34 protein-coding genes are annotated in these 26051 nt (G+C 63.4%); 22 read left to right on the top strand and 12 right to left on the bottom strand.

The genetic code is table 11. From position 1 onward, the window contains the following. Positions 1-7 precede the first annotated feature (7 nt). The 5 genes from QMC96_11130 (at position 8) to QMC96_11110 (ending at position 2792) form a co-directional block, all read left to right on the top strand. On the top strand, positions 8-685 hold the full coding sequence (locus tag QMC96_11130; GenBank protein MDI6877309.1) for a PEGA domain-containing protein: 678 nt from the start codon (positions 8-10) through the stop codon (positions 683-685). 308 nt (positions 686-993) lie between these two features. Next, the gene (locus QMC96_11125) at positions 994-1131 is read left to right on the top strand and encodes a type IV pilin N-terminal domain-containing protein (protein ID MDI6877308.1); all 138 of its coding nucleotides are present in this window, start codon (positions 994-996) and stop codon (positions 1129-1131) included. A 54-nt stretch (positions 1132-1185) separates the two neighbouring features. Further along, positions 1186-1599, top strand: coding sequence for a type IV pilin N-terminal domain-containing protein (locus tag QMC96_11120; protein MDI6877307.1), 414 nt, complete (start codon positions 1186-1188; stop codon positions 1597-1599). Between the two features lie 164 nt (positions 1600-1763). Next, the gene (locus QMC96_11115; protein MDI6877306.1) at positions 1764-2165 is read left to right on the top strand and encodes a type IV pilin N-terminal domain-containing protein; all 402 of its coding nucleotides are present in this window, start codon (positions 1764-1766) and stop codon (positions 2163-2165) included. Between the two features lie 171 nt (positions 2166-2336). Continuing rightward, entirely contained in the window at positions 2337-2792 is a 456-nt protein-coding gene (locus QMC96_11110; GenBank protein ID MDI6877305.1) for a type IV pilin N-terminal domain-containing protein, read from the top strand. 296 nt (positions 2793-3088) lie between these two features. Here QMC96_11110 and QMC96_11105 read toward each other — a convergent pair whose 3' ends face one another. Next, entirely contained in the window at positions 3089-3250 is a 162-nt protein-coding gene (locus QMC96_11105) for a hypothetical protein (GenBank protein ID MDI6877304.1), read from the bottom strand. 35 nt (positions 3251-3285) lie between these two features. Here QMC96_11105 and QMC96_11100 point away from each other — a divergent pair, with 35 nt between their 5' ends. The 5 genes from QMC96_11100 to QMC96_11080 all read left to right on the top strand — a co-directional run bounded on the left by QMC96_11100 (position 3286) and on the right by QMC96_11080 (position 7783). After that, positions 3286-4695 carry an ATP-binding protein gene (locus QMC96_11100; GenBank protein MDI6877303.1) on the top strand — a complete coding sequence of 470 codons (1410 nt, stop codon included), beginning with the start codon at positions 3286-3288 and terminating at the stop codon, positions 4693-4695. A gap of 403 nt (positions 4696-5098) precedes the next feature. Next, a complete protein-coding gene (locus QMC96_11095) occupies positions 5099-5446 on the top strand; it encodes a type II toxin-antitoxin system HicB family antitoxin (protein ID MDI6877302.1) in 348 nt (115 codons plus the stop codon). A gap of 703 nt (positions 5447-6149) precedes the next feature. Continuing rightward, a complete protein-coding gene (locus QMC96_11090; GenBank protein ID MDI6877301.1) occupies positions 6150-6344 on the top strand; it encodes an antitoxin family protein in 195 nt (64 codons plus the stop codon). After that, positions 6325-6762 carry a type II toxin-antitoxin system VapC family toxin gene (locus QMC96_11085; protein MDI6877300.1) on the top strand — a complete coding sequence of 146 codons (438 nt, stop codon included), beginning with the start codon at positions 6325-6327 and terminating at the stop codon, positions 6760-6762. The genes QMC96_11090 and QMC96_11085 overlap by 20 nt, the downstream gene beginning before the upstream one ends. Positions 6763-6889: 127 nt before the next feature. Next, complete coding sequence (locus QMC96_11080) at positions 6890-7783, top strand: glycosyltransferase (protein ID MDI6877299.1); 894 nt, start codon at positions 6890-6892, stop codon at positions 7781-7783. Here QMC96_11080 and QMC96_11075 read toward each other — a convergent pair. Beyond that, positions 7780-8082: an acylphosphatase gene (locus QMC96_11075; GenBank protein ID MDI6877298.1), complete on the bottom strand. Its 303-nt coding sequence runs from the start codon at positions 8080-8082 to the stop codon at positions 7780-7782. The two genes, QMC96_11080 and QMC96_11075, sit on opposite strands and share 4 nt — an antisense overlap. 79 nt (positions 8083-8161) lie before the next feature. Here QMC96_11075 and QMC96_11070 point away from each other — a divergent pair, with 79 nt between their 5' ends. Beyond that, a complete protein-coding gene (locus QMC96_11070) occupies positions 8162-8344 on the top strand; it encodes an antitoxin family protein (GenBank protein MDI6877297.1) in 183 nt (60 codons plus the stop codon). Here QMC96_11070 and QMC96_11065 read toward each other — a convergent pair. Genes QMC96_11065 through QMC96_11055 form a run of 3 tightly spaced genes read right to left on the bottom strand, consistent with a single transcriptional unit; the run spans position 8335 to position 10815 of the window. Beyond that, the gene (locus QMC96_11065) at positions 8335-8901 is read right to left on the bottom strand and encodes a DUF447 family protein (GenBank protein ID MDI6877296.1); all 567 of its coding nucleotides are present in this window, start codon (positions 8899-8901) and stop codon (positions 8335-8337) included. The two genes, QMC96_11070 and QMC96_11065, sit on opposite strands and share 10 nt — an antisense overlap. Next, complete coding sequence (locus tag QMC96_11060; protein ID MDI6877295.1) at positions 8892-9713, bottom strand: triphosphoribosyl-dephospho-CoA synthase; 822 nt, start codon at positions 9711-9713, stop codon at positions 8892-8894. Before QMC96_11060 ends, QMC96_11065 begins: the two co-directional genes overlap by 10 nt. Continuing rightward, positions 9682-10815, bottom strand: a complete 1134-nt coding sequence (locus tag QMC96_11055) for a methanogenesis marker 9 domain-containing protein (GenBank protein MDI6877294.1) — start codon at positions 10813-10815, stop codon at positions 9682-9684. The genes QMC96_11060 and QMC96_11055 overlap by 32 nt, the downstream gene beginning before the upstream one ends. Before the next feature lie 185 nt (positions 10816-11000). Here QMC96_11055 and cfbA point away from each other — a divergent pair, with 185 nt between their 5' ends. The 7 genes from cfbA to QMC96_11020 all read left to right on the top strand — a co-directional run bounded on the left by cfbA (position 11001) and on the right by QMC96_11020 (position 17141). Further along, on the top strand, positions 11001-11405 hold the full coding sequence (gene cfbA, locus QMC96_11050) for a sirohydrochlorin nickelochelatase (protein MDI6877293.1): 405 nt from the start codon (positions 11001-11003) through the stop codon (positions 11403-11405). Continuing rightward, the gene (cfbE, locus tag QMC96_11045; GenBank protein ID MDI6877292.1) at positions 11406-12563 is read left to right on the top strand and encodes a coenzyme F430 synthase; all 1158 of its coding nucleotides are present in this window, start codon (positions 11406-11408) and stop codon (positions 12561-12563) included. It abuts the gene before it with no gap. Positions 12564-12566: 3 nt separating this feature from the next. Beyond that, positions 12567-13631 carry a Ni-sirohydrochlorin a,c-diamide reductive cyclase catalytic subunit gene (gene cfbD / locus QMC96_11040; GenBank protein MDI6877291.1) on the top strand — a complete coding sequence of 355 codons (1065 nt, stop codon included), beginning with the start codon at positions 12567-12569 and terminating at the stop codon, positions 13629-13631. Beyond that, positions 13628-14998, top strand: a complete 1371-nt coding sequence (gene cfbB, locus QMC96_11035; protein MDI6877290.1) for a Ni-sirohydrochlorin a,c-diamide synthase — start codon at positions 13628-13630, stop codon at positions 14996-14998. Before cfbD ends, cfbB begins: the two co-directional genes overlap by 4 nt. Before the next feature lie 78 nt (positions 14999-15076). Further along, positions 15077-15946 carry a branched-chain-amino-acid transaminase gene (gene ilvE / locus QMC96_11030; protein ID MDI6877289.1) on the top strand — a complete coding sequence of 290 codons (870 nt, stop codon included), beginning with the start codon at positions 15077-15079 and terminating at the stop codon, positions 15944-15946. Between the two features lie 329 nt (positions 15947-16275). Next, positions 16276-16530, top strand: a complete 255-nt coding sequence (locus tag QMC96_11025) for a hypothetical protein (GenBank protein MDI6877288.1) — start codon at positions 16276-16278, stop codon at positions 16528-16530. Beyond that, positions 16527-17141, top strand: coding sequence for a hypothetical protein (locus tag QMC96_11020; GenBank protein MDI6877287.1), 615 nt, complete (start codon positions 16527-16529; stop codon positions 17139-17141). The genes QMC96_11025 and QMC96_11020 overlap by 4 nt, the downstream gene beginning before the upstream one ends. 172 nt (positions 17142-17313) lie before the next feature. Here the strand turns inward: QMC96_11020 and QMC96_11015 are convergent, their stop codons facing one another. Further along, positions 17314-17622 (bottom strand): transcription factor S, encoded by a 309-nt coding sequence (locus QMC96_11015; GenBank protein ID MDI6877286.1) that lies wholly within the window; start codon positions 17620-17622, stop codon positions 17314-17316. Between the two features lie 214 nt (positions 17623-17836). Here QMC96_11015 and artA point away from each other — a divergent pair, with 214 nt between their 5' ends. Next, on the top strand, positions 17837-18688 hold the full coding sequence (gene artA, locus QMC96_11010; GenBank protein ID MDI6877285.1) for an archaeosortase A: 852 nt from the start codon (positions 17837-17839) through the stop codon (positions 18686-18688). Positions 18689-18997: 309 nt separating this feature from the next. Here artA and QMC96_11005 read toward each other — a convergent pair whose 3' ends face one another. Continuing rightward, positions 18998-19627: a CDP-alcohol phosphatidyltransferase family protein gene (locus QMC96_11005; protein MDI6877284.1), complete on the bottom strand. Its 630-nt coding sequence runs from the start codon at positions 19625-19627 to the stop codon at positions 18998-19000. 84 nt (positions 19628-19711) lie between these two features. Here QMC96_11005 and QMC96_11000 point away from each other — a divergent pair, with 84 nt between their 5' ends. Together QMC96_11000 and sppA are read left to right on the top strand one after the other, a co-directional pair. Beyond that, positions 19712-20416 carry a dihydrofolate reductase family protein gene (locus QMC96_11000; protein MDI6877283.1) on the top strand — a complete coding sequence of 235 codons (705 nt, stop codon included), beginning with the start codon at positions 19712-19714 and terminating at the stop codon, positions 20414-20416. After that, a complete protein-coding gene (gene sppA, locus QMC96_10995) occupies positions 20400-21218 on the top strand; it encodes a signal peptide peptidase SppA (GenBank protein MDI6877282.1) in 819 nt (272 codons plus the stop codon). Before QMC96_11000 ends, sppA begins: the two co-directional genes overlap by 17 nt. Here the strand turns inward: sppA and truD are convergent. The 5 genes from truD to QMC96_10970 form a co-directional block, all read right to left on the bottom strand. Continuing rightward, entirely contained in the window at positions 21187-22452 is a 1266-nt protein-coding gene (truD, locus tag QMC96_10990) for a tRNA pseudouridine(13) synthase TruD (protein MDI6877281.1), read from the bottom strand. The two genes, sppA and truD, sit on opposite strands and share 32 nt — an antisense overlap. Continuing rightward, on the bottom strand, positions 22449-22811 hold the full coding sequence (gene pth2 / locus QMC96_10985; GenBank protein MDI6877280.1) for a peptidyl-tRNA hydrolase Pth2: 363 nt from the start codon (positions 22809-22811) through the stop codon (positions 22449-22451). The genes truD and pth2 overlap by 4 nt, the downstream gene beginning before the upstream one ends. 302 nt (positions 22812-23113) lie before the next feature. Further along, positions 23114-23275, bottom strand: a complete 162-nt coding sequence (locus QMC96_10980; GenBank protein MDI6877279.1) for a hypothetical protein — start codon at positions 23273-23275, stop codon at positions 23114-23116. Between the two features lie 422 nt (positions 23276-23697). Then, entirely contained in the window at positions 23698-23826 is a 129-nt protein-coding gene (locus tag QMC96_10975; GenBank protein ID MDI6877278.1) for a hypothetical protein, read from the bottom strand. After that, on the bottom strand, positions 23823-24410 hold the full coding sequence (locus QMC96_10970) for a TIGR03557 family F420-dependent LLM class oxidoreductase (protein MDI6877277.1): 588 nt from the start codon (positions 24408-24410) through the stop codon (positions 23823-23825). Before QMC96_10970 ends, QMC96_10975 begins: the two co-directional genes overlap by 4 nt. 75 nt (positions 24411-24485) lie before the next feature. Here QMC96_10970 and QMC96_10965 point away from each other — a divergent pair, with 75 nt between their 5' ends. Then, positions 24486-25664: an NAD(P)/FAD-dependent oxidoreductase gene (locus QMC96_10965; GenBank protein ID MDI6877276.1), complete on the top strand. Its 1179-nt coding sequence runs from the start codon at positions 24486-24488 to the stop codon at positions 25662-25664. Positions 25665-26051: the final 387 nt, after the last annotated feature.

The following is a 26051-nucleotide window of genomic DNA, read 5'->3' as shown; positions in this document are numbered from 1 at the left end:
ATAATCTATGGCGCGAAAAATCTTGATACTATTGGTAATATTAATCCTCTGCACCGCTCTAATCTCCGCAGGATGTACGGTAGCACAGAGCGGTTCCAGCACTGCGGGGGGTCAATCCTCTGCCCAAAAAACACCAGCAACTCCGGTCCCATCAGTTGGAACTATAAAAGTGACTTCCACTCCCTGGGGGGCATCCGTCTACCTGGACGGCACCTACCGCGGCAGCACTCCCCTGAACATCACGGATGTCCCCGTGGGAAAGCATGAGGTCCGGCTATCCATGCCCGATTATGCAACTGTCAACGGTACTGTGGATGTGAAAGCAGGTCAGATAGCAACATTCTCACAGACGATGACGCTTCCAAAGCCCGATGTCAAGGGAACGCTCACAAAGACCCAGTATGTATATGGAAACCCCTGCAAGTGGATCTTCTCGGGAACACTGACGAATTCCGGCGAGATCTCGGCCCAGGAACTAACCCTGACCGCCACAATGAACCCAACCAAGTCAGGATTCGCAACGGGATCCAAGACGGTCACGGTCGGTACAGTCGAACCGGGTAAATCCAGGAGCTTCTACGTCGAGGTCCCGGTTGATTGCGGCGGAGAGTACAAGGGCGGATCGATATCATTCAGGTATAAAGATAAGTACGATAAGTCCTACAGCGGCTCTATTGCTCTCTAACAATATTTTTCGGTCCTATCGAAGAGAGAAATCCTATCTTTTCCGATCGAGCCGATAGTCGCAGAGAATTTTCCCGCGAGAATCCCCGGGATCGATTTTTCGCACGGTAGGCAATTAATTATGGAGAGGTTGGATAATGCCAGATAAATATTTTCTTTTAATTTTTTATTTGAATGCAAGAAATCGCAATTAAGTTTACATTATTGAGTCAATCCAGGATATTCAGGTTTAATTCAAAATAATTCAATGGAGAAAGTATTTATATATGTGAACTTTTCTAATTTTCATACTTAAAGGTGAGATCTGAAATGCTGGAGAGTATCTCTCACAATAGATTATTTCCCAGGGAAGAGGGCGTATCCGAGACGGTCGGGCAGATGATGATGGTCACGGTCATCGTCATCCTGGCCTTTCTCGTCAGCGGATTCGTGCCCGGGCTGGGCTGATGTGCGTCGCAAGGCGATAGGGGAAAGATAAAAAAGATACTGGAAGATTAAGAAATGATTGGGAAAGTCAAGGGCAGGCCTCGTGAAGATGAAGCCGTATCGCCGGTTATCGGGGTGATCCTGATGGTCGGGATCACGGTGATTCTTACCGCGGTGATTGCCACGGTCGTGCTCGGCATGACCTCAACAGTCGAGGCAAAAAGAATGGTAGCAGCCAATGCCATCCAGAACGAGGATGACATCCTGATCTACTTCCACGGCGGTCCGGATAGGGGACAGGTTCAATCTCTTGATATCACGGTGTACAGTTCTCTGGGAACGGCATCGCATACCGTGAACAATCCAGTAGTGGGTTGCATTGATACCTTCCCAGGCCTGGGCACAGATGGAAAAGAGCACGTAATCGTGATCGCTCATTTCAATAGCAATATCGACGAGGATCAGGTCATTCTGGATGCATATGTATGAACCGGCAGGTTAGGCTCTAACCGTCTAAATGCATCATGAATCCACGAATATTTGCAATTTGCCCATAAAATTTAGAATTGTATTTCTCCATGCTTTGTTTTTAATAAATCAGGAAATGGAAACCCTATATTGTATTCCAGAGAAAATACTCGCCCGTTAGTAAGATGGTAAAAACTGACGATCAGGACAAAGGGGTCTCGCCCGTGATCGGCGTCATCCTGATGCTCGCCATCACGGTGATCCTGGCGTCCGTCATGGCCGCGTTCGCGATAGGATTTACCGGCGCTATTCAGAGGCCGTACGATGTACACGCCTCCGCGTATCAGGAGGGCGGTAATATCGTGGTCACCTACCGGGGAGGGCAGGATCATGAGGCTGTCGAAGCGATCAGGATCACCATCGTCGATAGCCGGGGCGTCACCCTCGAGCCGAACCATGAGCTGCCGTCACCGTCCATCGGAGAGTCGCATTCAGAAGCGGGTGCAACGGCGGGGAGGGATCACGTGGTGGTCGTCGCCCGATTCAAAGATAACTCCGAGCGGGTGATCCTGGATGCCTATGTCTAGCGGGCGGCGAGAAGGAGGATCGGCTATCCGGTAGAACCAGACCTCGTGGGATTGAAATGAGTTTGAATCGAATGTGCGTTCCACTCTCTTCATCCGATTTTTATTATAATATTCGATTGTTTCTGGTTTTACAGTTGATTGACCATAACATCACTTAGAAATATTTATACAATGTCTCTAACAATACTGAAACAATTCAATCCGGTCGTGCCGGATGCGGGGGTAACGATGCGGGAGATCGACAGCGAGGAGGCAGTTTCTGAAACGGTTGGCATTATCCTTGCAGTCGCGATAACTGTCATGCTCGCCGCCTGGGTGGCCGCCAATGTATATGGAGTGGCGGAGAAGACGAAGAACACCTATCTGGTCTCTGCATCGGCATACGACGACGGAATCGGGAATATCGTCGTCACCTACCAGGGCGGGCAGGACCACGACAAACTGGTGCGGCTGGACGTGTGGATTCTCAATGGGGAGAATCAACCGGATAACTGGACCTGGGCGCCGCCGGAGATCGGCGTTACAAGAAAGAGTAATGTACCTCCAACACAGAAGCCGGATCGGATCTATATCGTGGCGACATTTATCGACGGTACCGAGATTCTGATAATGGACAAGTACGTCTGATTACCACCTTTTCTGAATGTCTCCGTTTGTTCGATAGCGATAACGATCGTTGAGGATTGCTTTAAGGAGGTGATCCGCGTTAGCCATCGCAGGGGAGAATCGATACGGTTCACGCCGGTCTAAACCCTGGACCTCGATGAGATCCTGCCGTGGGGTTCACCCTTGAAGATCTCGAGAGATGCTTCCGGCTCCGTTGACAGACCTGTTGCGCGAGAGTCGCCCCGCGATCTCCGTCGTCATCACGGCATGGAACGAGGCGGAGGCTATCGGGGGCTGACCTCACGGTCCGTGGGTTGTCAGGCCTGCCGTCCGGGGATGGCGGGCCGCTGCGGGGCATGCTCATCCGCGCTCTCGAGGTATCGCGCGATGAATGCTGCGATATCTGCAGGAATTTCCCCGGCGTTCATGCCCCGGAGATCCATCGCTGTCAGCGATATCCCGGCCGTCCTCGGGATCATTAATAATAAATATAATAATTATAATCATAATTATTATGAGGTTTTACAACCGGGACCGGGAGCTCGGGCTCATGGACCGGCTCCACTCGGCACGCCCCTCATTCCTCGTCGTCACCGGCAGGCGGAGAGTCGGGAAGACCGAGCTCATCCTGGAATTCATGCGGGGGAAGAGAGCCCTCTACTTCTTCGTGGACGCCAACAAGAGCATCGATACCCTCATGGACGAGTTCGGGCGGGAAACGGCGTTGGCCCTGGACCTGCCCGAATACATCCGCCTGGACTCCCCCGAAGCCCTGCTCGAATTCCTCTTCTCCCTCGACCAGCCGTGCATCGCAGTGTTTGACGAATTCCAGCGGTTCCAGAAGATCCATCCCTCCTTCATCACGCAGCTGCAGCGGTTCTGGGATCTGCGAAGCAGAGAGTCTCGCCTCTTCCTCATCGTCTCCGGCTCATCGGTGGGTATGATCCGGAAGATCTTCCAGGAGGGTGACGCCCCCCTCTTCCGCCGTGCAGACAATATACTCACCCTTCGCCCCTTCGGACCCCGGGAGTGCCTCTCCATACTCGCCGACATCGGCGTGAAGGACCCGACCGCACGGCTCGACCTCTACCTGCTCTTCGGCGGGATGATCTACTACTACACGTTCCTCGAGAAGTACGGATGCACCGACCTGGAGACCGCCCTCGATCGCCTCATCCTGAACGATCTCGCCCCGCTCCAGCGCGAGATGAGCGACGTGCTGATCGAGGAGTTCGGGCGGGAGCACGCGACCTACTACGAGATCCTCTCTGCCATCGCCGAAGGGAAGACATCGCAGAAGGAGATCGCCGATTTCACCCATATCGCCCCTACCTCCCTGCCGCCGTACCTCAGGGATCTCATCGACCTCCTGGGGATCATCGAGTACAGGGTCCCGGTAACCGAACGGGACCGCCCGTCGAAGATGGGGCGGTACTTCCTCTCCGACAATTTCTTCCGCTTCTTCGCCCGCTACATCTACCGCAACATGAGTCTGTACCAGAGCGGTCGCTACGATCTCCTCAAAGAGCGGATACTCCGCGAGTGGAGGGGATTCTCCGGCCAGGCGTTCGAGGATATGGTGCGGGTCCTCCTGAAAGAGGATCTCCTGCCCCGGTTCGATCATGCAGGCCCGTGGTGGAACCGCCGCGGTGACGAGATCGACCTTCTTGCCATCGGTCCCTCCGGGCCCCTCGCGATTGAGATCAAGAACCAGGATCTCACTCTCGAAGAGGCACGGACCATCCTGGCCCGGCTCGAGAAGAAGATCCCGCTCGTGAAGGGCATCGGCGAACCGGTGAGCCTGGGGATTGCAGCCCGCACAATAGATGGAAAGGCGGATCTGGCTGCTGAAGGCCACTACACCCGCGACCTCGCCGATCTGGGCATCGGGCCCGCCCATGGCCTCAATCGAAGGTATTTTTAAGGTTCTCTGTTCTGCGGGAAATATTTTCCGGCAGTAACGCCCGGTCCATAGCCCTTTTTGTTGCGCCACTTCCCGCCTGGAGATGGATCGTGTGGCAACACGAATCGCCATCGAGGAATAGGCATGCGGTCCTATCATACGAAGGGGAGGGGGTTGCACTCGCTCCCCCCGCACCCCCACCCCTGAGCGCGATACCTCAGCGTGGGAAGATAATCGGGAGAGGATGGCTCGGGCCATCCTTCACTATACAACCCCCTGCGATGAGATAGATTGCTGTCCCTCAAAATCTTTCCAGCTGTCCCCGGGGACCCGCAGCCCCGGCTCGGATATCCTTTATACCTCCCCGAGTAAGGTATTATTAACGGGCAGACGTTTGATCTGCGATGCTACGGGGTGCGATGCGATGAGACGCCTGAACTATCGGATCCTGCTCCGGAAAGAGCCGGAGAGGGGATATACGGTTACCGTGCCGACACTTCCCGGCTGCGTCACCTTCGGGGAGACGGTCGAGGAGGCAATAGCGATGGCAAAAGAGGCCATCGAGCTCTACATCGAGGATCTCCAGGAGAAAGGCGAGGACATCCCCACCGAGGAAGGACTGCGGGAATACACCCTCACCGTCGAACCCCGAGAGAATGTTCGGGTAAAAGTCATCCTCGATTCAGCGATCTCCCGGAGGACGCAAGGGATCCTGAAAGGAATGCCCGTAGAGGAGATCATCTCGGACATCGAGAATAGAGGCGTCTTCTGATTCGGATATCATTCTATTTTACCTGTTCGGCCAAAATCAGGGGCTACGGCAATCGCAGAGAAGGAGGATTGAAAAGAATGAGGTGCGTTGCTCTCTGCATGACGATCAGTTTTAAATGGCCAACCGTGTCGAAGTCCGGTAGGTTCCTCCATGCCTATCTCCCACCCCAGTTCAACCTGTGCGAAGGCTGCCCCGCGATCTCAGTCGTTATCCGAACAAGGCCGGGGCGATTGAGGGACGACTTTGCGGTACATTGACCGCCAGAGCCTGGAGCGGGAGTCCTGCAGGATTGTCATTGCGAACGGGAGGTGCTTCGGTAAGAGGCAGCCTTTTGGATCCCCCTCTCCTACGAACACCTATGAAGATCAAAGTAGTAGTCCGCGAAGGGGAGGACGGATGGTACGTTGTCGAGGTTCCTTCCCTGCCGGGCTGCATATCGCAGGGGAAGAGGATCGAGGAAGCGTGGAGAATATCAGGGAAGCCATCGAATTCTACATTGAGACCGACGACAAGATCGCTATAGAATACAAACAGATCGCCGAGGTCATGGTTTGATCCGGCTATTGTGGTACCATGGATAAAACACAGAGATAATGAGTGTTGCAGATAACCGGCATCTGCCGGAATAACCAGGATGCGGTTCGATGCGCGCAGCATCCACAATCCATTTAACAGGTTCCTGCAAATAATGTGGTGAGGATACATGGCTAGGACCATAGATGTTATCTATGAGGACGGGGTGTTCAAACCGCTGAATCGGATCCGTCTGGAAGAGGGCACAAAAGGGAAAGTGGTGATCAGTGCCGAAACGGCGGTGAATGCGGCATTCGGGCTTTTAAAAGGGAAGGACACCCAGAAAGCTCTCCAGGAGCTGGAAGATGAATGGGGTCTTTGTTGATTCAAACGTCTTTTTAAACATATTGGAAGGAGATGAACGAGTAAAGGAAGGAGTTCTGGCACTGCACTCTGATCAGAAGTTATATCGTAATTCTATCGTGTTCAGCGAAGTTGTTCATGTGTTCTTACGGCTCGCAACAGGAGAAAGGCCTCATGCCCTGCGGAAAACACCAGCTCTGATACAGGGACAGGGGCGCAACTTGGATCGAGTTATCGATCTCCTGGATCTGGCGGAGAGCCTGCCGATAAACCGCGATATCGAGAAGGAAGCCTTCCTCATAATCGCCGACCTTGGGCTACTTCCAAATGATGCGCTTATTGCAGCTACTTGTAAGTATTATGGCATCAGCAGGATCGCCACGTTTGATGCCGACTTTGAGCGGGTTGGCTTTTTAGAGATTGTGAATGTGCGATCCTGAATGTCGGATCAGGATTTTCACCGATAGGTATCCTTCTAGAAATTTTGGGTTAGCTGGGATGAATATTTTGGCCGCTCGCCGCCTGACGATCACATTTAAATAGGGCCTGCCGCGTAGTGAGCCCGGTATGCTCCTTCCCCTCCCGGAGACGGTCCCGCTGCACGGGGATCGACCCGCCATCTCCGTCGTCATCCCGGCCCGGAACGAGGCGGAGTCGATCGAGGGCTGCCTGCGCTCCATCGACCGCCAGGATCTCGAGCGGGAGGCGTTCGAGATCGTCGTCGTGGACGGGAACTCGACAGACGACACGGTGGCAATCGCGGAGCAGTATGCGGATGCCGTCTTCGTGCAGCGGCGGAGCGGGATCGGCGGGGCCCGCCGCGACGGGGCGGAGGCGGCCCGGGGCGACGTGCTGGTCTTCACCGATGCAGACTCCTCTTTTGAGCCCGCCTGGCTGCCGGCGATCGCGGAGAACCTGGTCCTGCAGGGCTACGACGTCAGCACGGGCCCCATCCTCTTCCAGGAGGGGTCGTGGCGGTCCGACCTGCTCCAGCTCTGGCGGAAGGTCTACACCCTGATGAACTACTTCAACTACTACCGCCTGATCGGCCCCAACATCGCCATCACCCGCCCCGCCTACGACCGCATCCATGGCCACGCGGACATCTCGATCCTGGAGGACTACGACCTCTCGATCCGCCTGCGGCGGGAGCGGAACCTGCAGTTCAGCTACGATCCCCGCCAGGTGGTCTACACCTCCGCCCGCCGCATCTGCAACCTGCTGGGCTACGTGCTGCTCTTCCTCTACGGCCAGTACCACTATCACGTCACACGGGACTACGAGAGGCTGCGCCGCTACCCGCGGTTCGACGGGATGAACCTCGCCGGGATGCTGGAGGCCCTGGGGAGCGATGCGGCGAAAGGAGACGAGCGTTCGGAGATCGCAGGGGGCGGAACGGCTGCAGGGCCGCCGGCGCTCGACGAAGAGGAGGAGGGTGCGATCCGGATCGGGCGGTGCTAGAGCGGGCGTGCGCGGTACTGGATGCGGAAATCCGTGTAGCTGCCGCTCGCCTCCGACCACTCGACGTCGACAGACCGCACCCGGATGAGGGGATCCCCGCGGACCCAGAGGGCGTCCAGAAACCGCCGCAGCTGCCCCTCCTCCCCCTCCGCCAAGACCCGCACGCTGCCGTCGGGGAGGTTGCGCACGTAGCCGGTGAGACGCATCCCCCGCGCCAGATCCTGCACGTAGGCACGGTAGCCGACCCCCTGCACACGACCGCTGACGCTGATCACCGCACGCTGCATCAACTCCGGCATGGACGGACGGAGGGAAAAGGGCTTCGGTGCGGGTGGTCGGCGCAAACGATATATGGCAACAGGAGCCGGAGTATGGACGATGGCACGACGCATCGAAGTGGTCTTTGAGGGAGGGGTCTTCAAGCCGCTCGACGAGGTGACCGACCTCGAGGAGGGTACGCGGGCCTACGTGCACATCCCCACCGAGGAGGGGGAGTTCATCTGCGAGTACAAGACATGGCAGGACGAGCTCCAGGAGGAGGGCTGGGACGTCTACGACTGACCCCTCTCCAGGTAGCCCTCCAGGAGCCGCAGCGCCTCCCACTCCCGGGGACCGCCGCAGCGGCGGATCAGCCCCGCGTGGTGGTCGATCAGCACCCGGAGGCGGGGATCGCCGTTCCGCACGTAGCGGGTCGCGTGGATCGCCGCCTCCACGACGCTGTTGAACCCGCGGTTCACCGGGTGGAGGCGGTGCTGCAGCACCTCGTCCTGCAGGGGTTCCAGGAGGACGAAGAGGCGATCCTCCGTGCGGTTCACGACGGAGGCGGCAAACGCGATGTAGCCCTCCGCCTCCCGCAGCCGCTGCATCGCAGTCCCGCGGACATCGAAGGCAAGAAACTCCTCCTCGGGCAGATCTTCGAAGGCGGTCCGGACGTACAGCAGCGGGTCGTGGCAGAAGTTCGCCACCAGCCAGCCCTCCCGCTCCAGGTTCGCCGCGGTGTGGCTGGCGCGGAAGACGACCATCGAGAGTCGGTCGCGGGCGATGATCCCCATCGGCGCCGCGTTGTTCCGCGTCGTCGCGATCACCTCGTTGATCCCTGCCGAGAGCGTCACTCCCACTGCCACCCCTCCGAGAGCGCCACATACAGGGAGGCGATGGTGATGTCGGCGAGGGAGCCGGGGTTGATCCCGCGCAGGATCAGCTCCTGGTCGAACTCCTCCAGGCTGCAGCGCCCCTCCCGCACCTCCCGGGCCCGCCGCATCACCTGGAGCGCCACGTCCCGCCCGTGCTCTTTCCCGATGAAGGTGTCGGGCTCCGTGGAGAGGAGGAGGAGGAACGCCTCGACGATCGCCCGCCGCCCGTGCCCGTAGTGGAAGAGGAGGTCCGCGCCGCGGCGGGTGAGCAGAAAACCGTTGATCCACTCGGCGGCGACCATGTCGTTTCCCGAGGAGTGGCGCATCACGTCGAGGAGGGTCATCCGCCGCTCGCGGATCGCGTCGATAGAACCGGGATCCGCGACATCCAGTTCGTCCGTCGCCAGCATCCGCACGCGGGTGAGGGCGAAGGCCTCGTAGAAGGCGACCGCATCCTCCACCGTGGTCGCGGCGACCACCCGTCTCGCCCCCTCGATGCCGCCGCCCATCACGAGGGGGATCAGCAGGATGAAGGCCCCGAAGTGGGTGTTGCCCCCGCCGTGGCAGGCGGTCCGCTGCACCGCCTCCTTGAGGAGTTCTCCGACGGACCCCTCGCCCCGCTCCGCCCGCTCCAGCACCGGGCGGACCAGGATTGTGGAGGCGAGGAAGTGCTCGAGGAGCGTGCGCTCGAAGTCATGGCAGCGGTCCACGTTCCCGGGCTTGGGGTAGGCGCAGACCTCCAGCATCATCGCCAGCTGGGCGCGGTCAGCGGGCGTCGTCGGGGTGCACCGAATCATGGAATATCTTCTTCATTATTTTATCCGCAAGATGATGCTTCTCCTTCATGTATTGCTGCGTCGAGATGCCGGCCCGCGCGAGCGACGTATCCCGCAGCATGCAGGCGGAGGTCGCCTTGCAGCACCAGGCCATCGACCCGAAGCAGGTGAGAGGGCCCGGTTCGAGCAGGGTCCCCCGCACGCCGGCCCGCTTGCACTGGACGTACTCCTCCCGCGAGAGGCCGATGCGGGCGAGCGTCGGGAGCAGGGCGCAGTCTTTGACCGGCAGGCAGCAGAAGGCGAGCCCGCGGATGTCCCCGCCCCGGCAGATCTGCTTCGGGGCATTGTACCAGCCGTACTCCTCGGTGTAGCGGGTGATCGCTGCGTCCAGTCCGGCCAGCGTCCCGGGCTCCGAGTGGCGGGCGACCGAGATCATGTCCGCCCCGTGGGAGAACATCTCCCTCATGCGGCCGAAGGTGTGCAGCCCGTTGTTGGCGATCAGGAAGAGGGGCATGCTGTTCCGAATCTCGCGGCACTTGCGGTAGCCGAAGTCCATCAGGTCCGCATGGAGGATGTCGGCGCCCGCCCTCCAGATCGCGCGGGCGAGGTGGCGATCGTCAGCGGCAACGCCGGCGCGGATCTTCACCGAGACCGTGACCCCCGCCGACTTCAGGGCCGCGATCGCGGCGGCGAGATCCTCCGGGTGGCGGATCAGGTGCTCGCCCGCCCCGGCCGCCACCATCGGGGCCTGGCGGCAGTGGGCGTCGATCTCATAGATCACGGAGTCCCCGAGCGCCTCCGCGACGTGGCGGTAGGACTCCGGAGCGCTCCCGCGGAGGTTGATGCCGATCGCCAGACCCGAACCGTCCAGGAGCGCGATCTGGCGGGAGAGCTCCTCCACGGGATCGTCGTAGAGCCACTCCTTCCGTCCCGTGCAGGCCATCTCCCGGCTCGCTGCAATCGTCTTTGCATCGATGGAGTAGCCCCCGATGAAGGCCGCCCCGATATGGTCGGCACGCCCGCTGACGTAGGGCGCGTCGGTGATCCCCGCCATGGAGGCGAGGGCGATGGGTGTCTTGATGCGTGTATTGTTAAGCGAGAGTTCGAAAAGATCCTCTGACATGAGTCTGTACAGTTATAAACTCCGGGGGAATAATCGTTTTGGAAGCGGCAGGCCTGCCACCCCCCCGGGTACGGAATGCCGGATCCCGATCCGCCCTCTCCCCGCAGCGGGATGTGCGAGAGCGTGCCCGCGCTCCTGCGGGCAATCGGTAACCATTTAAAAACGGGCGTACTACTATTTTCGGTATGAGTAAGAAGGGCATGTTACTCGTTGGACACGGGAGCAAGCTGCCGTACAATAAGGAACTGGTGGAGGAGACGGCACACCTGATCCAGCGGATGAGCCAGGAGTTCGTCGTCAAATGCGGCTTCATGAGCATCAACGAACCCAGCGTCGAGGCGTCGCTCGAGGATTTCCGCTCGGAAGATATCGACCTGATCGTCGTCGTCCCCCTCTTCCTGGCCAAGGGCGTTCATATTTTGAAGGACATCCCCGCCCTCCTGGGCCTGGAGCCGGGGCGGAACCGGGGGAGTTTTCTCCTGAACGGGAGGAGCATCCCCCTCTACTACGCTGACCCGATCGGGCAGGATCCGCTGCTCGCGGAGCTGATGCTGAAGAACGCCTATCGAGCCATCGAAGAGCAGACCTGAATGGATCTCCTGGTGCTGGACACCATCCACGGCGGGCTTGACCTGGCCCGTCACCTCTCCTCCGCCGGGCACCGCGTGGACTGCGTGGACGTCTACCGGGGCGCGGAGGGCATATCCCCGGAACTGGCCCGAACACGCCGCTACGACCGTGTGATCGCCCCGGTGCACCTGGACCCGGACCACCCGCTCCTCGCCCTCGCCCCCGTCATGAGCCACCACCAGGCGGTCGCCTGGCTGCTGGAGGGGCGGACACCCCGTCCGATGGTCGAGATCAGCGGAGCGCAGGGGAAGACCACCACCGCCCATGCGCTCGCCCATGCGATGCCGGGAGCGGGCATCCTCCACACCTCCCGCGGGACCTTCGGCTACCCGGAGCGGGCGCTGATCCAGAGAAAGAGCATCGCGCCGGCGTCGGTGATCGAGGCAGCGGCGCTCGCGCGGGAGCGGAACGGCTGGCTGATCGCCGAGGAGTCCATCGGCGTCAGCGGAGCCGGCGACCTGGCAATCCTCACGTCCAGAAAGGATTTCCGGATCGCCACCGGAAAGAAGAGCGCCCTCTCCGAGAAGTGGCGGTCGATCCGGCGGGCGCCTCTTCGCCTGCTGCCGCCGGGCTGCGCGGCCCGGGCCCCGAACGAGGTCTCCGTGGAGGATGCGGTGCAGTGCCGGGGCGACGAGTGCATCTATACCTGCAACGGCTGGATCGGCTCGTTCAGGAATCCCCTGCTCGCCCTCTCCGCCTACCGAGAGCCCCTGATGATGGCGGCGGCGGCCGCCTGCCTGCTCTCGGTCGATCCCGCGCCCCTGACCGCATTCCCGGCGCTCGAGGGGAGGATGGCGCACCGCTGGAGCGCCGGGACGCTGATCGTGGACAATGCCAACTCCGGCACCTCCGCGGAGACGACGATCGAAGCCGCCGCCTACGCCCGCGCCCTCGCCGGTCGGGCGGACCTGACGATCGTCATCGGCGAAGAGTCGCGGGCCGTCTGCGAGGGGTTTCCCGAGGAGGACATACGGAGGGCGATCGCCGCCATCCGCCCGGACCGCGTGGTGCGGGTGGGAGAGGGCGGAGATGCGGCGACGCTCGCCGCGGGCGAGGAGATCGCCCGTTCGATCACGGAGAGGGGGAGCATCCTCCTCGCCGTCAAGACCTGGAGATGAGAGATGCAGTACATCCAGCCACGCCCGAGTTCGATCGTCGCCGCCCTCTACACGGCGCGGGACCTGATGGTTGACGTATCCATCCTGCACGGTCCGTCCGGATGCTCGTTCAAGCACGCCCGTCTGCTGGAGGAGGACGGCATGCGGGTGCTCACCACCTCGCTCGCGGACAACGAGTTCATCTTCGGCGGGCAGATCCCGCTCGAACGAGTGCTGCACCACGCGGAGGCGCAGTTCCATCCCCGGCGGATGGCGGTCGTCGGCACCTGCGTCTCGATGATCATCGGCGAGGACCTCCAGGCTGCCGTCGATCACGCCGGCATCTCGACGCCGACGATCGTGGTGAACATCCACGCCGGGTTCCGCGAGAACATCGATGGTGTCATCGCCGCCCTGGAGCCGGCCGCCGCGGCCGGATGGATCAGCCAGGACGAGCTCGAGCGGCAGCGGTTCCTCCTCGCAAAGGCGAACGAGGTGGAGCGGCTGCGGGGCGCCGCGTACAGGGAGTACATCGAGCCCTCGCGGGGGGACCTGAAGCACGTCGCCGCCTCCCGGCTGCTCGAACTCGCGAAGAGCGGCGCCCGCGGCGTCGCTGTCATGAACGCCAAGAAGGAGACGGCCTACATGTTCGCCGACGAACTCATCGCCCTGCACGACGCCGCCCCCGGGGCCGACGTTGCCTATATCGCCAACCTGGAGCAGCGGGGTCTCCCCAAGGTGCGGCGGGACGCGGCGTCGATCCTGCGGGAGATGGAGGCGCGGGGGGTTCGCCCCGATCTCTGCGGGGCGCTCGACGAGTACGGGGCGAACGGCCCCGCCATCGGGGAGCGGATCCTCGATGCTGGAGCGGAGTTCGCCCTCATCGTCGGGGTCCCCCACGCGGTGGAGCCGGCATACACGGAGGGCGTCGAGGTCTTCTCCGTAACGAACGGCCCCCGCCAGGTCGAACCCCTGCGGAGCCTGGGGCACCGCCACGTGCTGGTCGAGGTCGACCTCCACCCCAGGACACTCGGCGTGCGCCAGATCGTGGAGAGCGAGTTCGGGGCCGTGCTGCGGAGCCTGGCATGAAGGCGCTCCTGATCTCCGGGGACCGCTCGGGCAGCGGGAAGACCAGCATCACCCTCGCCATCGCCGTCCTCCTCTCGCGGCGGCACGCGGTGCAGACCTTCAAGGTGGGCATGGACTACATCGATCCCTCCTACCTGACCGGGGTATCGGGGAGGCCCTGCCGCAACCTTGACGGGTTCGTCATGGACGGGCGGCAGATCGGGATGGTCTACGAGCACGGGGTGCGCGGGGCGGACTTCGCCCTGGTGGAGGGCGTGCGGGGTCTCTTCGAAGGGGCGGACGCCCTCACCGACCGGGGGAGCACCGCGGAGATCGCCAAACTCCTGGATCTCCCCGTCGTGCTGGTGGTGAACGCCCGCAGCATCACGCGGAGCGCCGCCGCCGTGGTGCGCGGGTTCCAGGAGTTCGATCCGGCCATCCGCATCGCCGGGGTCATACTGAACAACATCGGCGGAGAGGGGCACAGGCAGAAGGCGACCCGGGCGATCGAGCACCACTGCGGCATCCCCGTCGTCGGGGCGGTCCCGCACCACGCCGGTATCGGGCTCGCGATGCGCCACCTGGGTCTCGTGCCCTTCGTTGAGGGGCACGGGCGCAGCGAGTTTGACGGGCGGATCCGCGCCCTCACCGAGACCGTCGCCGCCCACGTCGATATCGACCTGCTGGAGGACCTGGCCGTGGAGAGAGAACCCCCGGAGACGCCGGCGGACTCGCCGTTCGACGCTTCTCCCGGGACGGACGTGCGCATCGGCGTCGCCCTGGACGCGGCGTTCAACTTCTACTACGCCGACCTCTTCGACCTGCTCCGCGCCTGGGGGGCGGAGACCGTCCCCTTCAGCCCGATGCACGGGCGCCTTCCGGATGCCGACGGATACATCCTGGGGGGCGGCTACCCGGAGATGTTCGGGCGTGAACTCGAGAGCAACGCCGCCATGCGGGAGGCGATCCGCGAGGTCTCCCGCAACGGGACGCCCGTCTACGCCGAGTGCGGAGGGCTGATGTACCTGACAGACGAGATCCGCACGGAGAAGGGATGGCAGGGGCGGTCGGAAGAGGCGGTCTGCGAGATGTGCGGAGTCTTCTCGGGCAGCACCCGCATCCCCGCCCGGCGGATCGTCAGCTACGTGGAGGGGGAGGCGCTCCCCGGGAGCCCTCTCGGTTCCGGCACCTTCCGGGGGCACGAGTTCCACTACAGCGACGTCGCCCTGGATGCAGGGACCCGCTATGTCTTCCGCCTCACCCGCGGAGTCGGGATCTCGGGCGGGAGGGACGGGGCGCTCGTGGACCGCACGCTGGCGAGCTACCTGCACCTCCACCCGCTCGCGAGCCGCGGGCTGCTCGAGAGATTCGTCGCCGCATGCCGTTGACGCCCCTGTTCTGCCGCTGTAGACCAGGCGGCGCACGAAAGCGCAAAGTAATAGTGAGCGGAGGTGAAACGGGTACGCATGATCATCTACCTGGATGGAAAGTTCGTTCCACGGGAGCAGGCGACCATATCAGTCTTCGATCACGGACTGCTCTACGGGGATGGCGTCTTCGAGGGCATCCGCGCCTACAACGGGCGGGTGTTCCGCCTCGACGAACACCTGGACCGCCTCTACGACAGCGCCCGCACGATCGACCTCAGGATCCCGGTCGGAAAGGAGGAGTTCAGGGAGCTGATCCTGGAGACGCTCCGCAGGAACAACCTGAAAGACGCCTATATCCGTCCGGTAGTCACAAGGGGGGTTGGGGATCTCGGCCTCGATCCCCGGAAGTGCCGCGTCCCGACCGTCATCATCATCGCCACGGAGTGGGGGGCGATGTACGGGGACCTCTACGACAACGGGCTCACCGCCATCACGGTCTCCGTCCGCAGGAACGCCGCGGAGGCGCTCCCTCCAAACGTCAAGAGCCTGAACTACTTGAACAACATCCTGGCCAAGATCGAGTGCAACTACAAGGGCGGGGACGAGGCGATCATCTTCGATACGAACGGCTACCTCTCCGAAGGGTCCGGAGACAACATCTTCGTCGTCAAGAACGGCGTGCTGTTCACGCCGCCGACCCTCAACAACCTCCGCGGCATCACCCGCCAGGTGGTGCTGGAGATCGCCGCCTCCCTGGGCATCCCGGTTAAGGAGCAGAACATGGGCTACTACGACCTCTACTCCGCAGACGAGGTGATGGTGACCGGAACCGCCGCCGAGGTCGCGCCCATCGTCAGGATCGACGGAAGGAGCATCGGCAGCGGCAGGCCCGGCCCGATCACCCGCCAGCTGATGGCGGCGTTCCGGGTCCGCACGCAGGAGGAGGGCACACCGATCGGCATCTGAATCGGGCTGCCACCGCTTTCCCGGGAGGGAACGGGAACGCGCCCGGAGCACGGGCCAGGGGATTGTCATATCGCCGTCGGATCGCCAGACTCTCCCTCGATCCGCATACGAAGCAGTCACCGAGAAAACCGGGCTGGCAGGGGCCCCCGCCTCCCGGAGCATCCAATCGGCAGGGCAGACGACGAACTCCTCCCGATCTACCGTGGACAGGGCCGCCGGGGCCTGTCCCGGGGCGGCATGGGAAGGAGCGGCCGGAATCCCGCATGCCGCAGGTCCACAGGGGTTTCTGGAAAAGAATCCCGGCTTTCCTCCCATCTCCTGGCGTTCCGGTGGGACAGCCCCTCCACTGCGGGAAGGCGCGGTTCCGCCATGGGCGAAAGCCCCTCCGCATCCCGACCGATCCCCCTGCCGATCGCCTCCCTCCCGGCGGAAGGCCGCACCTGCTCCCTCGCCCGTGGGCACTACGACGGAATCCCGCTCACCGCGGGGAGGACGGGAGCGAGTCCCGCGTGAAGGTGCCGCTGGCCATCTCCGCCGGGATCGAGACGGGTGCCCGCTGGGTGCCCTCCCGGGGAAGAGAATGAACGTGCAGACCGAACGCTCGGGTGCGCAGCCGGGGGCATCGGGCCGAAGAGGGCCGGTGTCCTCCCCGCGGGAGAACCGTGTTGCGGACGCGGCGTTCGCCTCCATGGCGATCGGACTGGCGGAGCTGCCGATCGCGCCCATCCCGGGGAACGCCGCGCCCCTCGCGGAACGCACCCGGGCCGCGTCGCCGCGCCGCGATATGCGCGATAGCCTGGAGAGCCGGACCGGCTGCGCCAGCGCATCCGCCGCCGTGCGGGACACCCGCATCGCCATCGTCCGCTCCCCCCATGCGTTCCGGCGGCCGATCGGCTGTGCGGCCGCCCGGGATCCCGCTCCCCGAGGAGGTTGGGATCCCTCCGCCGGATCAGCCTCGCTCCCCGGGGGAAGTCCCGGGACGCCGCGGAGATCCCGATTCTCCGGCGGATCCGTACGCACCGACCTCGGGAGCATCGCGAACGTCCGCGGGGAGGATGGTGCAGCCGCCGTCGCACCGATCGGGCGGTGCCGGGATGCGGCACCGGGCCCCCTCGCATGGGGGGAGTGGAGCGGTCGGGATCATCTCCCATGCCGGTATCGGGGACCGCCCCGTCCTGCAGGCCGCCCGGAGTAAGACATAGTTTGGCGGGACAAATTCATCCCCGCGCTGCATGCATAAGGACGGATGCGGAGATCCTGGGCGTGTTGCTGCCGGAGGGGATCGGCGCGTCCCGGACCGCGTGGGAAACGGGTTTCGCTTGAGTGTTGTTCTTCAGCGGTTTCCGTGAAAAAATGTCGTCTCTCTATTAATCGTACTGCCGCCATGTGTACTCGCACCTCTCGCAGCGGAAGAACCGCACCTCGCTCTCGTCGGCAGCCCGGAGCTGCCGAAGCCACCAGTAAGCCGTGGTATGGCCGCACTTGGGGCAGCGGATGCTGATCGTCGGGAGCGTGGCCATCTTCTTGTCTTCGATGATGGTGATCTCCTTCCCCTCGGTCTGCGACTGGACCCTGACCTTTCCGTCTCCGTCGAACTCGCGGATATAGCCGCACTTCCGGCACTTCAGCTGGCCGCCGCTGGAGATCATCAAACTCTTGCAATGGGGGCAAAACATCACCATTCATTAGTTGTTACCGTCGCATAATGCTTGCCCCGAACGGCAGACGCGATCCCGGATGGAAGGGGAACGGCCGTCCGCAGCACGAGCCCCGCGGAAGTCCCCCCGAACGGGGATGGGTGCGCCCGAAGAGCGGGAGATCCACCGGCGGCATGGCGGCGGGGAGAGCAGCCCAAAATTCTTTTTCCCCCGGAGCGCCCACTATACCGGGATGGACGATCCCCTGGCACTTCTGTCGTTTGTCCTGCTGCTGGTATCCTGTGCCGCATTCCTGGCGTTTCTCATCCCCTCACCCTACAAACGCCACCTGGCCATCGCCGGCTGGGGTGCCATGGTCGCGTTCCTGTACTCGCAGATTCCGCACCTCATCGCCGTCGAGAACAACTTCCTGTATCCGATCATCGCCCTGCTCTCCATCCCCTTCCTCTACGTCACCGTCCGGCGGATCCGCGACGGCAGCGGGGCGGTCATGCAGCTGACCACCGCCGCCGCCGTGGCATTCCTGATATACGCCCCGTTCGAGTACATCGAACCCCTCCGCACCTGGATGATATCGGCGCTCGTCGCCCAGACCCTCTGGACCCTGGACCTGCTCCAGTATTCGGCCCAGAACCCGGCCTGGAACATGGTGACCCGCAACGGCCTGCGGATCGAGATGATACTGGCCTGCACCGGCATCCAGAGCATCGCGATCATGCTCGGCGTCGTCGGGGCCGTTCGAACCACGCTCCGCCAGAAGGTGCTCGCATTCCTGCTGGTCTTCCCGACCATCTACATCCTCAACACGTTCCGCAACGCATTCGTCATCATCGCCTACACCGAACAGTGGTTCCCCTATCTACCGGAGATCGCTGGTAACGGCGAGTTCGGCTACGAGTCCTTCTTCTGGGCCCACAATGTGCTCTCCGAGCTGGGAGCGCTGGTTCTGCTGGTGCTCATCGCCTACGGGCTCTTTGCCATCATCCCGGATCTCGGGGATTGGGCCGCCGATCTGGTCGGCATCTACCGGAAAGACCTGAGCGAGGCTCTCCACCTCTCGAGGGGCGCGGAGGAGCTGGCCTGAACGGATGAGGAGATGCACCCCCGTCTTCGCCACGCATCTCACGAGTCGAATGCAGAGCGGCAGCGCAGTTCTCTCCGGCGATAAAAACGATCCGCGTCCAGGGCGCAGCGCTGGGCATGCGGCAGGAGGTTGAGCTGCCCGGTCTTCGGGAACTCCCCTTCGCTGGTTCGGCTGTTCGCCCTCCCCCTCTATCCCGGGGCGAGCGCGGGCACTCTCCCGGCGGTCGGATTTGCAGAGGGGAAAGCGGATCTGGCTCGCAGGGGAACCTCATCCCTTCCTGTTGCCCGACAGGGATGCCGCCTGCCGGTATCACAGCCTCCGGTAGAGGTAGACGATCCGCTGGATTGCCGATAGATTGGTGCCGACCGCGACGAGAATAACAGAGATCCAGACGAGGCCCGTCAGCGCGCCCAGCCCCACCACGAGCACCGTCTCCGGGCGGCCGAAGAACCCGATCCCTTCCAGGGGATCCTCGATCTTGCCGGCAACCCGCTCCTGAAAACCGGCCTCGGCGTAGACCACGGGTTTGATGAACGTGTTCATCATCGAACCGATGATGGCGAGCGCAACGACACCGAAATCGTAGATCGGAGGCAGATCGAGGAGATGGGTTATTATGGGGATACCCGAGATGCCGATGCCGAAGAGGATCAGCATGTCCACGTACTTGTCCGCTATCCAGTCGAAGACCGCCCCGAAAGTGCTCTCCCGCCCCAGCTTCCGGGCGACGCTGCCGTCGACGAGATCGAGGACCGCGGATACGAGCAGGAAGAACGAGCCGACGACAAAGTGCCTCTCCGCAAAGAGAACCGCACAGACGATGCCGAAGAGCAGGGAGAGCAGGGACACCTGGTTGGGGGTGAACCCGGCCCGGAAGAAGAACTCCGAGAGCGGCTCGAGATACTGGATGAGTTTCGGCCTCAGTGCGGTGATATTCATCGATCCTCCCCGGCGAGCCCCCGTCCGTGCGGCTCACACCATATCTTCTTTTAATCCCGGGGACGATATATCAATCGAATAGATATGGCAGAGAGGACCAGGCGACCCTACGTTCTGATGATGTCCGAGATAACGGCCGACGGCAAACTCACGCTGAAGCGGGGCGCTTCCAGCAAGATCCTCATGAAATACATGGCGCCGGAGACCGAGGTGCTGCTCCACCAGACGCGTGCGAAGTGCGACGCCATCATGGTGGGATCCAATACCATACGCATCGACAACTCTTATCTGACCGTGCGTCTGGTCCCGGGAAAGAGCCCGATGCGCGTGATCCCGAGCAGCCGCGCCGATATCGCGCTGGACGCCAATGTCCTCAACAGGGATGCCCCCACGCTCATCGCCGTGAGCGAGGATGCCCCCGCCGACCGCGTCGAGGCGCTGCGGGAGCGGGGGGCGGAGGTCGTGGTGGCGGGCAGGCAGCGGGTGGACCTCCCTCTCCTCATGCGAATCCTGTACGACCGCTTCTCCGTCCGCAGCATGATGATCGAGGGCGGACCGACGCTGAACTGGCACATGCTCCAGCACCGCCTGGTGGACGAGATACGCCTGATCCACCTCCCGTTCATCGTCGGGGGATCCGATACGCCCTCACTCGTGGGCGGGATGCACATCGACTCCGAGGACGAGATGATTCGCCTGCGATTGAAGAGGTATTATCTGTGCGGCAGTAATCTGGTGACCGAGTACGAGGTGCAGTACCGGGAGGACTCCCGTGGGATATCTGGATGATCAGGTTGCGCGGATCGATGGCGGAAGAAAGAAGAGAGGATCGCGGATCCCAACGATCGTCGTCGTGGCAGTTCTCCTGCTTGCAGCAGCCGTCGGTGGCGCCGTCCTCTTCGCCTACACGCAGCAGAGGAGTATCGTCGTGATCCCGCTGGAGGGGGAGATCCACACCGGCGACTTTGCGGTCTCCGGGTTTGTCGGCAGCGAGTACGTGGGACGGCAGCTGCGCGAAGCCGCCGACGATCCGCTGGTCGAGGGGATCGTGCTGCGGGTGAACAGCCCCGGCGGCTCGCCGGCCGCGGCCCAGGAGATCGTGGCGGACATGGAGTACGCCCGCAGCCGCAAACCGGTCGTGGTCTCCATGGGGGAGGTGGCCACCTCGGCGGCATACTACGTCAGCGCCCACGGCGACCGGATCTACGCCAGCCCCGACACCCTGACGGGGAGCATCGGCACCACATGGACCTTCTACAACATCAGCGGCTGGCTGGAGAGAGAGGGAATCGCCGTCGAGGTGGTGAAGTCCGGCAGCCGGAAGGACATGACCTCCCCCTACCGGGGGCTGAGCGACGAGGAGTCCGCCTACGCCCAGGCGCTGGTGAACGAGAGTTACGAACGGTTCATCGCCGATATCCTGGAGCAGCGGAACGTCTCCCGCGACCTGATCGGGGACGGGCGGGTGATACGCGGGGAGGAGGCGCTCCGGATCGGTCTGGTGGACCAGTTCGGGAACCTCTACGATGCCATCGCGGGTGCGAGGAGCCTGGCAGGGGTCAGACCATCGTCAGCGGGTCCGACTTCATGAACTCCCGGCAGACGGTGGTCGCGTACTGCCCGGGCTCGAGCGTGAACGCCAGGTGGACGGTATCCCCGTCCACCCGGGCATCGAGCCGTGTGGCGAGCGCGATGGGGCGGCTGGCCCCTTCGAACGCTGCCTTCACGAACTTCTGGGCGCTGGCAAAATCCTCCGCGGTGATGCCGTGCAGATCGAGCAGCTCCCGCATGATCGGGCACGGACTCCTCCCCTCCCCGCCTTTCGAGCCCGGGATGAAGATGGCGATGCGCGCCCGTCCTCTCCGCACCTGCAGGGCGGCGGCAAGGCGGTTCTGGTCCGTCACGGCATCGCCCCTCCCGTCGGGGAAGAGCAGGGTGTCCCCCGGAACGGGCGTGGAGAGACTGATGCCGCGCGACAGCCGCCGTGTGAGGGCGAGATTGAAGAGGTAGGACTGGAAGGCGGAGACGAACATGGAGAGGAGCTTGGGGGGGAGCTGGCGCAGGGCGCCCGCGTAGTCGGCGGGATGAGCGTCCAGGTGGTGCAGCATCGACCGTTCGTAGGAGAGGTGCACCGGGAACGCCTGCAGCGCCGTCCGGGCATCCAGAGTGCGGCTGTAGTCCCTGCGGGCAGCCTGTATCTCCTGCGGTTCGTGGGGGAACGCCTCTCCGACGTAGGCGAGCACCGCGCCCGCGTAGTCCTGCCGCAGGATGAACTCCCCCACGCGGTGCGTGATGGGGCGGATCGCCCCGAAGCGCTGGATGCCGACGTAGTTCGGGATCCCGGCGGGGACCGAGGCGGCAACCTCTCCGACCCGTTCGGGGAGATCCCGCGTCTCGCACTCGCGGATCGCGATCGCGAAGCGGTTTCCGGCGAGCATGCCGAGCGCGACGGGATGGGCGGCGCATCCAATCACGGTGAGGGAGATGTCCCGGATCCGCACCCGCTCCACGTCTTCGGGATCGGCGTCGTAGATCGAGATGACCTGGGTGGTGACCGCCCGTTTGTCCTTCGTCCCCGCCCATCCGATGCGGCGGTGGCTGATCCCGAGGCGGTTCGCTATCTCCCGGACGGCGTGCTGGAGATCCCAGTTCTCCTTCGTGAGGCGGACGAGGAGGTACGGGCCGTCGCCTGCCGGGGGGGTGGGGATCTCATCGACGACGAAGTCCCCGGGAACCCTCTTGAGCACACCGCCGATCCCCGGCGTGTCGGTCCCGTAGTAATGCATGCCCAGACTCTGCTCCAGGGGATGGGGGCTCTCCATCATAGCAGGGGAAGCCCGCCGGTGACGCGGTCGAGCGCCTCGGATCTCGCCGGGCCCAGACCGAGCGCCGTCACCGTACCGGGCGGGATCTCGGTGAGCCCGGCGTCCTGGATCAGGGCGGCGGATATGCCGGCCGCCTCGGCGATCGTGCGCAGCTCCAGGAGGGCCCGCTCGTCCTTCGCCTTGAGGACGACCTTCTTCTGCCCCTCGGCGAGCCAGCTCCGCTTCACGTCTTTGTCCGCCCGCTCGTAGGCGGCGATGGAGGCATGGGCGACCTGGGCGCAGGTCTTTCCGCAGCCCATGCGGAGATCGCCCCGCACAACGATGCACTGCTTCCAGGCGAACATGAGGTCGTCAGCCATTGCGGGTGTACTGTACGGAGCCGCTCTCCTTAAAAATATGGGTTGTCGGGAGCCGGCTGCGCCCCCTTTCCCGCAGCGGCACAGGCGCGGAGGAACTCGGGCAGGCTCTTTCGCGGGGGAACGGATGAAGAGCTCCAGGTCCGGGCCCGTCAGGACCGATGATCCGTCTCTTGGCCACGTCGTGCGGCATGGCGGCTGCACCTGCCCGAAGTCCGTGGGAAGGAGCCCGTCAGTCTCGCCCTCGCCCGCCACGATGGGGGCCATTCGCAGGCGGTCTTCTTCGCCTGGCTCTCGCCCCGCGCTCAGCAGATGCAGAACTCCAGGCGGCAGGGTCTCCCCTCCCTCCCGAGAAGCGGAACGTCGGCCTCTTCCGGCTTCTGCTTTACAGCCTCGACGCTCGGCGGGATGTCGGGCAGATCGAAGATCCGGGCGTTGATCGCGGTGTAGCGGGTGCCGTCCTGCACCTCCCCCTTCCAGAGGCGCGGATGATGGCGCCTCGCGCGGCGCGTCCGGGCGCACGCGAACCCGACGTCGGATAACCGTCCCCGACCACAGGCTCGTTCCGCTTCTCCCCGTCCCGATAACGAGCTCGTATCGATCCGGCAGCCTGACCGCCGCTCCGCCTTCTGTGCCGCGAGCGCCGGATGGCAGAGAACGATCGGGCACGTCATCCCGCATCCGAATGCCCCCGGTCGCCTGCGGCATCCCTCCGGTGACGCACCGGGCAGGAGCCCCTGCGCCCGTCCTGCTGACCCATACCCGCACCTTCATGAACATCGTGTCAATCCTGGCCAGTGGACAGGAGCACGCACAGGACTCCTGCTGCGGCACAGGGTTTAGCCAGTGTGGCGGTTGCCCGCCGGCGGCTCCCGATCTCCCGCACCGCTCAGACGGCCTCTGCCCGGGCGTGGGCGGTCCGCCGGGCCTCTCCCTCTTCGGCGGCATAGCAGGCGGAGAACTCGACATAACAGGGCCTGCCTCGCCCGCCCGCATCCTGGAAGGTCTGGACGATCATCTCCGGGTGGAGGGCGGGGTCCACCAGACCGTCTCCGATCCGCCCGCCGAGATCCGCCGACTTCTGCCCTCGCTGGCGATGGCAATCGGCAGGCTCTCCTCCAGGAGCGTGAAGATTTGGGCATTTTCAACCGTGTAGTACCAGCCATGGTAGTCCTGCATGCCGCCCTGCCAGAGAGTGCGGATAAGGCCCACCGCCTCCGCCAGCGTCTCGATCCGCACCGGCGCCGGAGGCCACTTATCTCCGTATATATGCTCGTTCAGGTACTCTCCCGATCCCGCGGCGAGCGTGAACCGCCCGGGCATCATGACCCCCATGGTCGCGGCCATCTGGGCTCCGAGGGCCGGGTGATAGCGCACCGTCGGGCAGGTGACTCCCGTCACGATCCGCATCCGCGAGATCGCCTGCGAGAACCCTCCGAGCACGCTCCCGGCAAACGGGCTCTGCCCCCCGGCGCTGGTCCAGGGGTGGTGGTCCGCGATCGTCGCATGAGAGAACCCACCCTCCTCTGCCATCCGGGCGTTCCGTATAAGGTCGGGGGGGCCGTGCTCCTCGCAGTCCAGGTAGTATCCAATTTCGACCATTTCGACTCCGCCGGGGTCTCTCCGGCTCCAGCGGATCTCTGCATCCCGTGAATCCTTTCGGCGGAGAGGCGCTGCATGTATATACACGAACCCCACACCTGTCTGATCGTGTACGACGTGGTGGTGGTGGGTGCCGGCCCCTGCGGGAGCGCCGCCGCCCGATCCTGCGCCGAGTCGGGGCTCTCCACCCTCTGCATCGAGGAGCACGCCGCCATCGGGCACCCCGTGCAGTGCGCCGGGCTCCTCTCCTGCCAGGCATTCCGGGAGTGCGGGGTATCGGAGCGATCGGTCCAGAACCGTGTGCGGGGGGCGCGGATCTGCTATGGCGGGGGCGCATCCCTCGCCTTCGACGCCGGAACGACCAGGGCTTTCGTCGTGGACCGCGGCGTCATGGACCGGGAGATGGCCCGGATCGCCGCCGACAGAGGCGCCGAGTTCGCGCTGAAGACCTATGCCTGCGCCATCCGCGGCAGCACCCTGACGGTAAAGGAGCGGGGGGAGCGGAGGGAGATACCCTTCCGCATCCTCATCGCCGCTGACGGGCCCCGTTCGACCATCGCCCGCCTGCTTGGGATGGAGAGGCCCCGGCTCCACCTCTCCGGGCTCCAGTGCGAGATGCCCTGCGATCTCGATCCGAACCTGGTGGAGATCCATCCCCACGCCTCCCCCGATTTCTTCGGGTGGGCGATCCCGGTCCGGGATGGGCGGGCCCGCGTGGGGCTCTGCGGCCTACGCGATGTCCGCGAGCGGTTCCAGCGGTTCGCCGCCCGCTTCGGGCATAGCTCCCTCGCCCTGGTCAGCGGCGTCATCCCGCTCGGGACGATGCCGAGGACCTTCGGGAACCGTGTCCTCTTCGTCGGGGACGCCGCCGGGTTTCCCAAACCCACCTCCGGCGGCGGCATCTACACGGGCGTCCGATCCGCCCGCCATGCCGCGCGTGTGGCTGCAGAATGCTGCGAATCCGGCAGGTTCGACGACGATGCCCTGCGATCCTACGAGTCCGCCTGGAAGAAGGACTTCGGGCACGAGCTGGAGGTCGGCATGCGTCTCCTGTCCCTCCGCAGACGGATGAGCGATGGCGAGCTGGACGGCATCCTGGCGCGGCTGAACGATCCCGGGATCCTGGCGGCGATCGTGCAGTACGGCGACATGGACCGCCCGAGCCGGCTGCTCCGGCAGCTGGCGGGAAGGCCCGGTCTCATACGCATCCTGGGGACGCTGTTTCGAGCCGGTGTGCGGGCGGACCCGCATTGACGGGGTGCCCGCTCCGGCGGCTCTGTGGACGGCCAGGAACCGGAGCTCGCAGACGAAGAAAACGCGGTCCCGCTATTCGGGGAACCGCGTTTTCATGCATCGCGCGGATAATCCTCGGTTCCGAGGATCGGGGTCCTCCTCTCGGAGTGGTGCGGGGAACCGTACCGCAGGGCTGCAGGGGTCTCCCTGCATCCGCCCTACCACACGGAGGAGGGGACAGCCCTCTCCCGCGAAGATGCCCGCCGAACCGGAGCAGGTCCCCGCTTCGTGAGGATTCCGCCAGAGGCGGTACCCCCTGGCGGCATACTTCCATCCGGATCGGTATATAAAACTGCTAAACAACAACTTTTTTATGATACTTGGTGTTACTAGTTAAAAATAAGGTAA

The organism is Methanomicrobiales archaeon, from assembly GCA_030019205.1.
GTDB lineage: Archaea > Halobacteriota > Methanomicrobia > Methanomicrobiales > JACTUA01 > JASEFH01.
Note: the sequence above shows the minus strand (reverse complement) of the source record. Positions and strands in the feature narration are given on the sequence as shown.

What these genes read in the sequence shown, in the direction of transcription:
- cfbA (MDI6877293.1), top strand. Translation starts at nt 11,001, where the DNA reads ATGAGTAAGAAGGGCATGTTACTCGTTGGACACGGGAGCAAGCTGCCG.
- QMC96_11055 (MDI6877294.1), bottom strand. Translation starts at nt 10,815, where the DNA reads ATGTCAGAGGATCTTTTCGAACTCTCGCTTAACAATACACGCATCAAG.
- QMC96_11115 (MDI6877306.1), top strand. Translation starts at nt 1,764, where the DNA reads ATGGTAAAAACTGACGATCAGGACAAAGGGGTCTCGCCCGTGATCGGC.
- QMC96_11060 (MDI6877295.1), bottom strand. Translation starts at nt 9,713, where the DNA reads ATGATTCGGTGCACCCCGACGACGCCCGCTGACCGCGCCCAGCTGGCG.
- truD (MDI6877281.1), bottom strand. Translation starts at nt 22,452, where the DNA reads ATGATGGAGAGCCCCCATCCCCTGGAGCAGAGTCTGGGCATGCATTAC.
- QMC96_11100 (MDI6877303.1), top strand. Translation starts at nt 3,286, where the DNA reads ATGAGGTTTTACAACCGGGACCGGGAGCTCGGGCTCATGGACCGGCTC.
- QMC96_11095 (MDI6877302.1), top strand. Translation starts at nt 5,099, where the DNA reads ATGAGACGCCTGAACTATCGGATCCTGCTCCGGAAAGAGCCGGAGAGG.
- QMC96_11000 (MDI6877283.1), top strand. Translation starts at nt 19,712, where the DNA reads ATGGCAGAGAGGACCAGGCGACCCTACGTTCTGATGATGTCCGAGATA.
- QMC96_11080 (MDI6877299.1), top strand. Translation starts at nt 6,890, where the DNA reads ATGCTCCTTCCCCTCCCGGAGACGGTCCCGCTGCACGGGGATCGACCC.
- QMC96_10975 (MDI6877278.1), bottom strand. Translation starts at nt 23,826, where the DNA reads ATGATCGTCCAGACCTTCCAGGATGCGGGCGGGCGAGGCAGGCCCTGT.
- QMC96_11015 (MDI6877286.1), bottom strand. Translation starts at nt 17,622, where the DNA reads ATGTTTTGCCCCCATTGCAAGAGTTTGATGATCTCCAGCGGCGGCCAG.
- QMC96_11090 (MDI6877301.1), top strand. Translation starts at nt 6,150, where the DNA reads ATGGCTAGGACCATAGATGTTATCTATGAGGACGGGGTGTTCAAACCG.
- QMC96_11085 (MDI6877300.1), top strand. Translation starts at nt 6,325, where the DNA reads ATGAATGGGGTCTTTGTTGATTCAAACGTCTTTTTAAACATATTGGAA.
- QMC96_10965 (MDI6877276.1), top strand. Translation starts at nt 24,486, where the DNA reads ATGTATATACACGAACCCCACACCTGTCTGATCGTGTACGACGTGGTG.
- QMC96_11125 (MDI6877308.1), top strand. Translation starts at nt 994, where the DNA reads ATGCTGGAGAGTATCTCTCACAATAGATTATTTCCCAGGGAAGAGGGC.
- pth2 (MDI6877280.1), bottom strand. Translation starts at nt 22,811, where the DNA reads ATGGCTGACGACCTCATGTTCGCCTGGAAGCAGTGCATCGTTGTGCGG.
- QMC96_11130 (MDI6877309.1), top strand. Translation starts at nt 8, where the DNA reads ATGGCGCGAAAAATCTTGATACTATTGGTAATATTAATCCTCTGCACC.
- QMC96_11070 (MDI6877297.1), top strand. Translation starts at nt 8,162, where the DNA reads ATGGCACGACGCATCGAAGTGGTCTTTGAGGGAGGGGTCTTCAAGCCG.
- QMC96_11110 (MDI6877305.1), top strand. Translation starts at nt 2,337, where the DNA reads ATGTCTCTAACAATACTGAAACAATTCAATCCGGTCGTGCCGGATGCG.
- QMC96_11005 (MDI6877284.1), bottom strand. Translation starts at nt 19,627, where the DNA reads ATGAATATCACCGCACTGAGGCCGAAACTCATCCAGTATCTCGAGCCG.
- cfbB (MDI6877290.1), top strand. Translation starts at nt 13,628, where the DNA reads ATGAAGGCGCTCCTGATCTCCGGGGACCGCTCGGGCAGCGGGAAGACC.
- ilvE (MDI6877289.1), top strand. Translation starts at nt 15,077, where the DNA reads ATGATCATCTACCTGGATGGAAAGTTCGTTCCACGGGAGCAGGCGACC.
- QMC96_11020 (MDI6877287.1), top strand. Translation starts at nt 16,527, where the DNA reads ATGAACGTGCAGACCGAACGCTCGGGTGCGCAGCCGGGGGCATCGGGC.
- QMC96_11105 (MDI6877304.1), bottom strand. Translation starts at nt 3,250, where the DNA reads ATGATCCCGAGGACGGCCGGGATATCGCTGACAGCGATGGATCTCCGG.
- QMC96_10970 (MDI6877277.1), bottom strand. Translation starts at nt 24,410, where the DNA reads ATGGTCGAAATTGGATACTACCTGGACTGCGAGGAGCACGGCCCCCCC.
- artA (MDI6877285.1), top strand. Translation starts at nt 17,837, where the DNA reads ATGGACGATCCCCTGGCACTTCTGTCGTTTGTCCTGCTGCTGGTATCC.
- QMC96_11120 (MDI6877307.1), top strand. Translation starts at nt 1,186, where the DNA reads ATGATTGGGAAAGTCAAGGGCAGGCCTCGTGAAGATGAAGCCGTATCG.
- QMC96_11075 (MDI6877298.1), bottom strand. Translation starts at nt 8,082, where the DNA reads ATGCCGGAGTTGATGCAGCGTGCGGTGATCAGCGTCAGCGGTCGTGTG.
- cfbD (MDI6877291.1), top strand. Translation starts at nt 12,567, where the DNA reads ATGCAGTACATCCAGCCACGCCCGAGTTCGATCGTCGCCGCCCTCTAC.
- cfbE (MDI6877292.1), top strand. Translation starts at nt 11,406, where the DNA reads ATGGATCTCCTGGTGCTGGACACCATCCACGGCGGGCTTGACCTGGCC.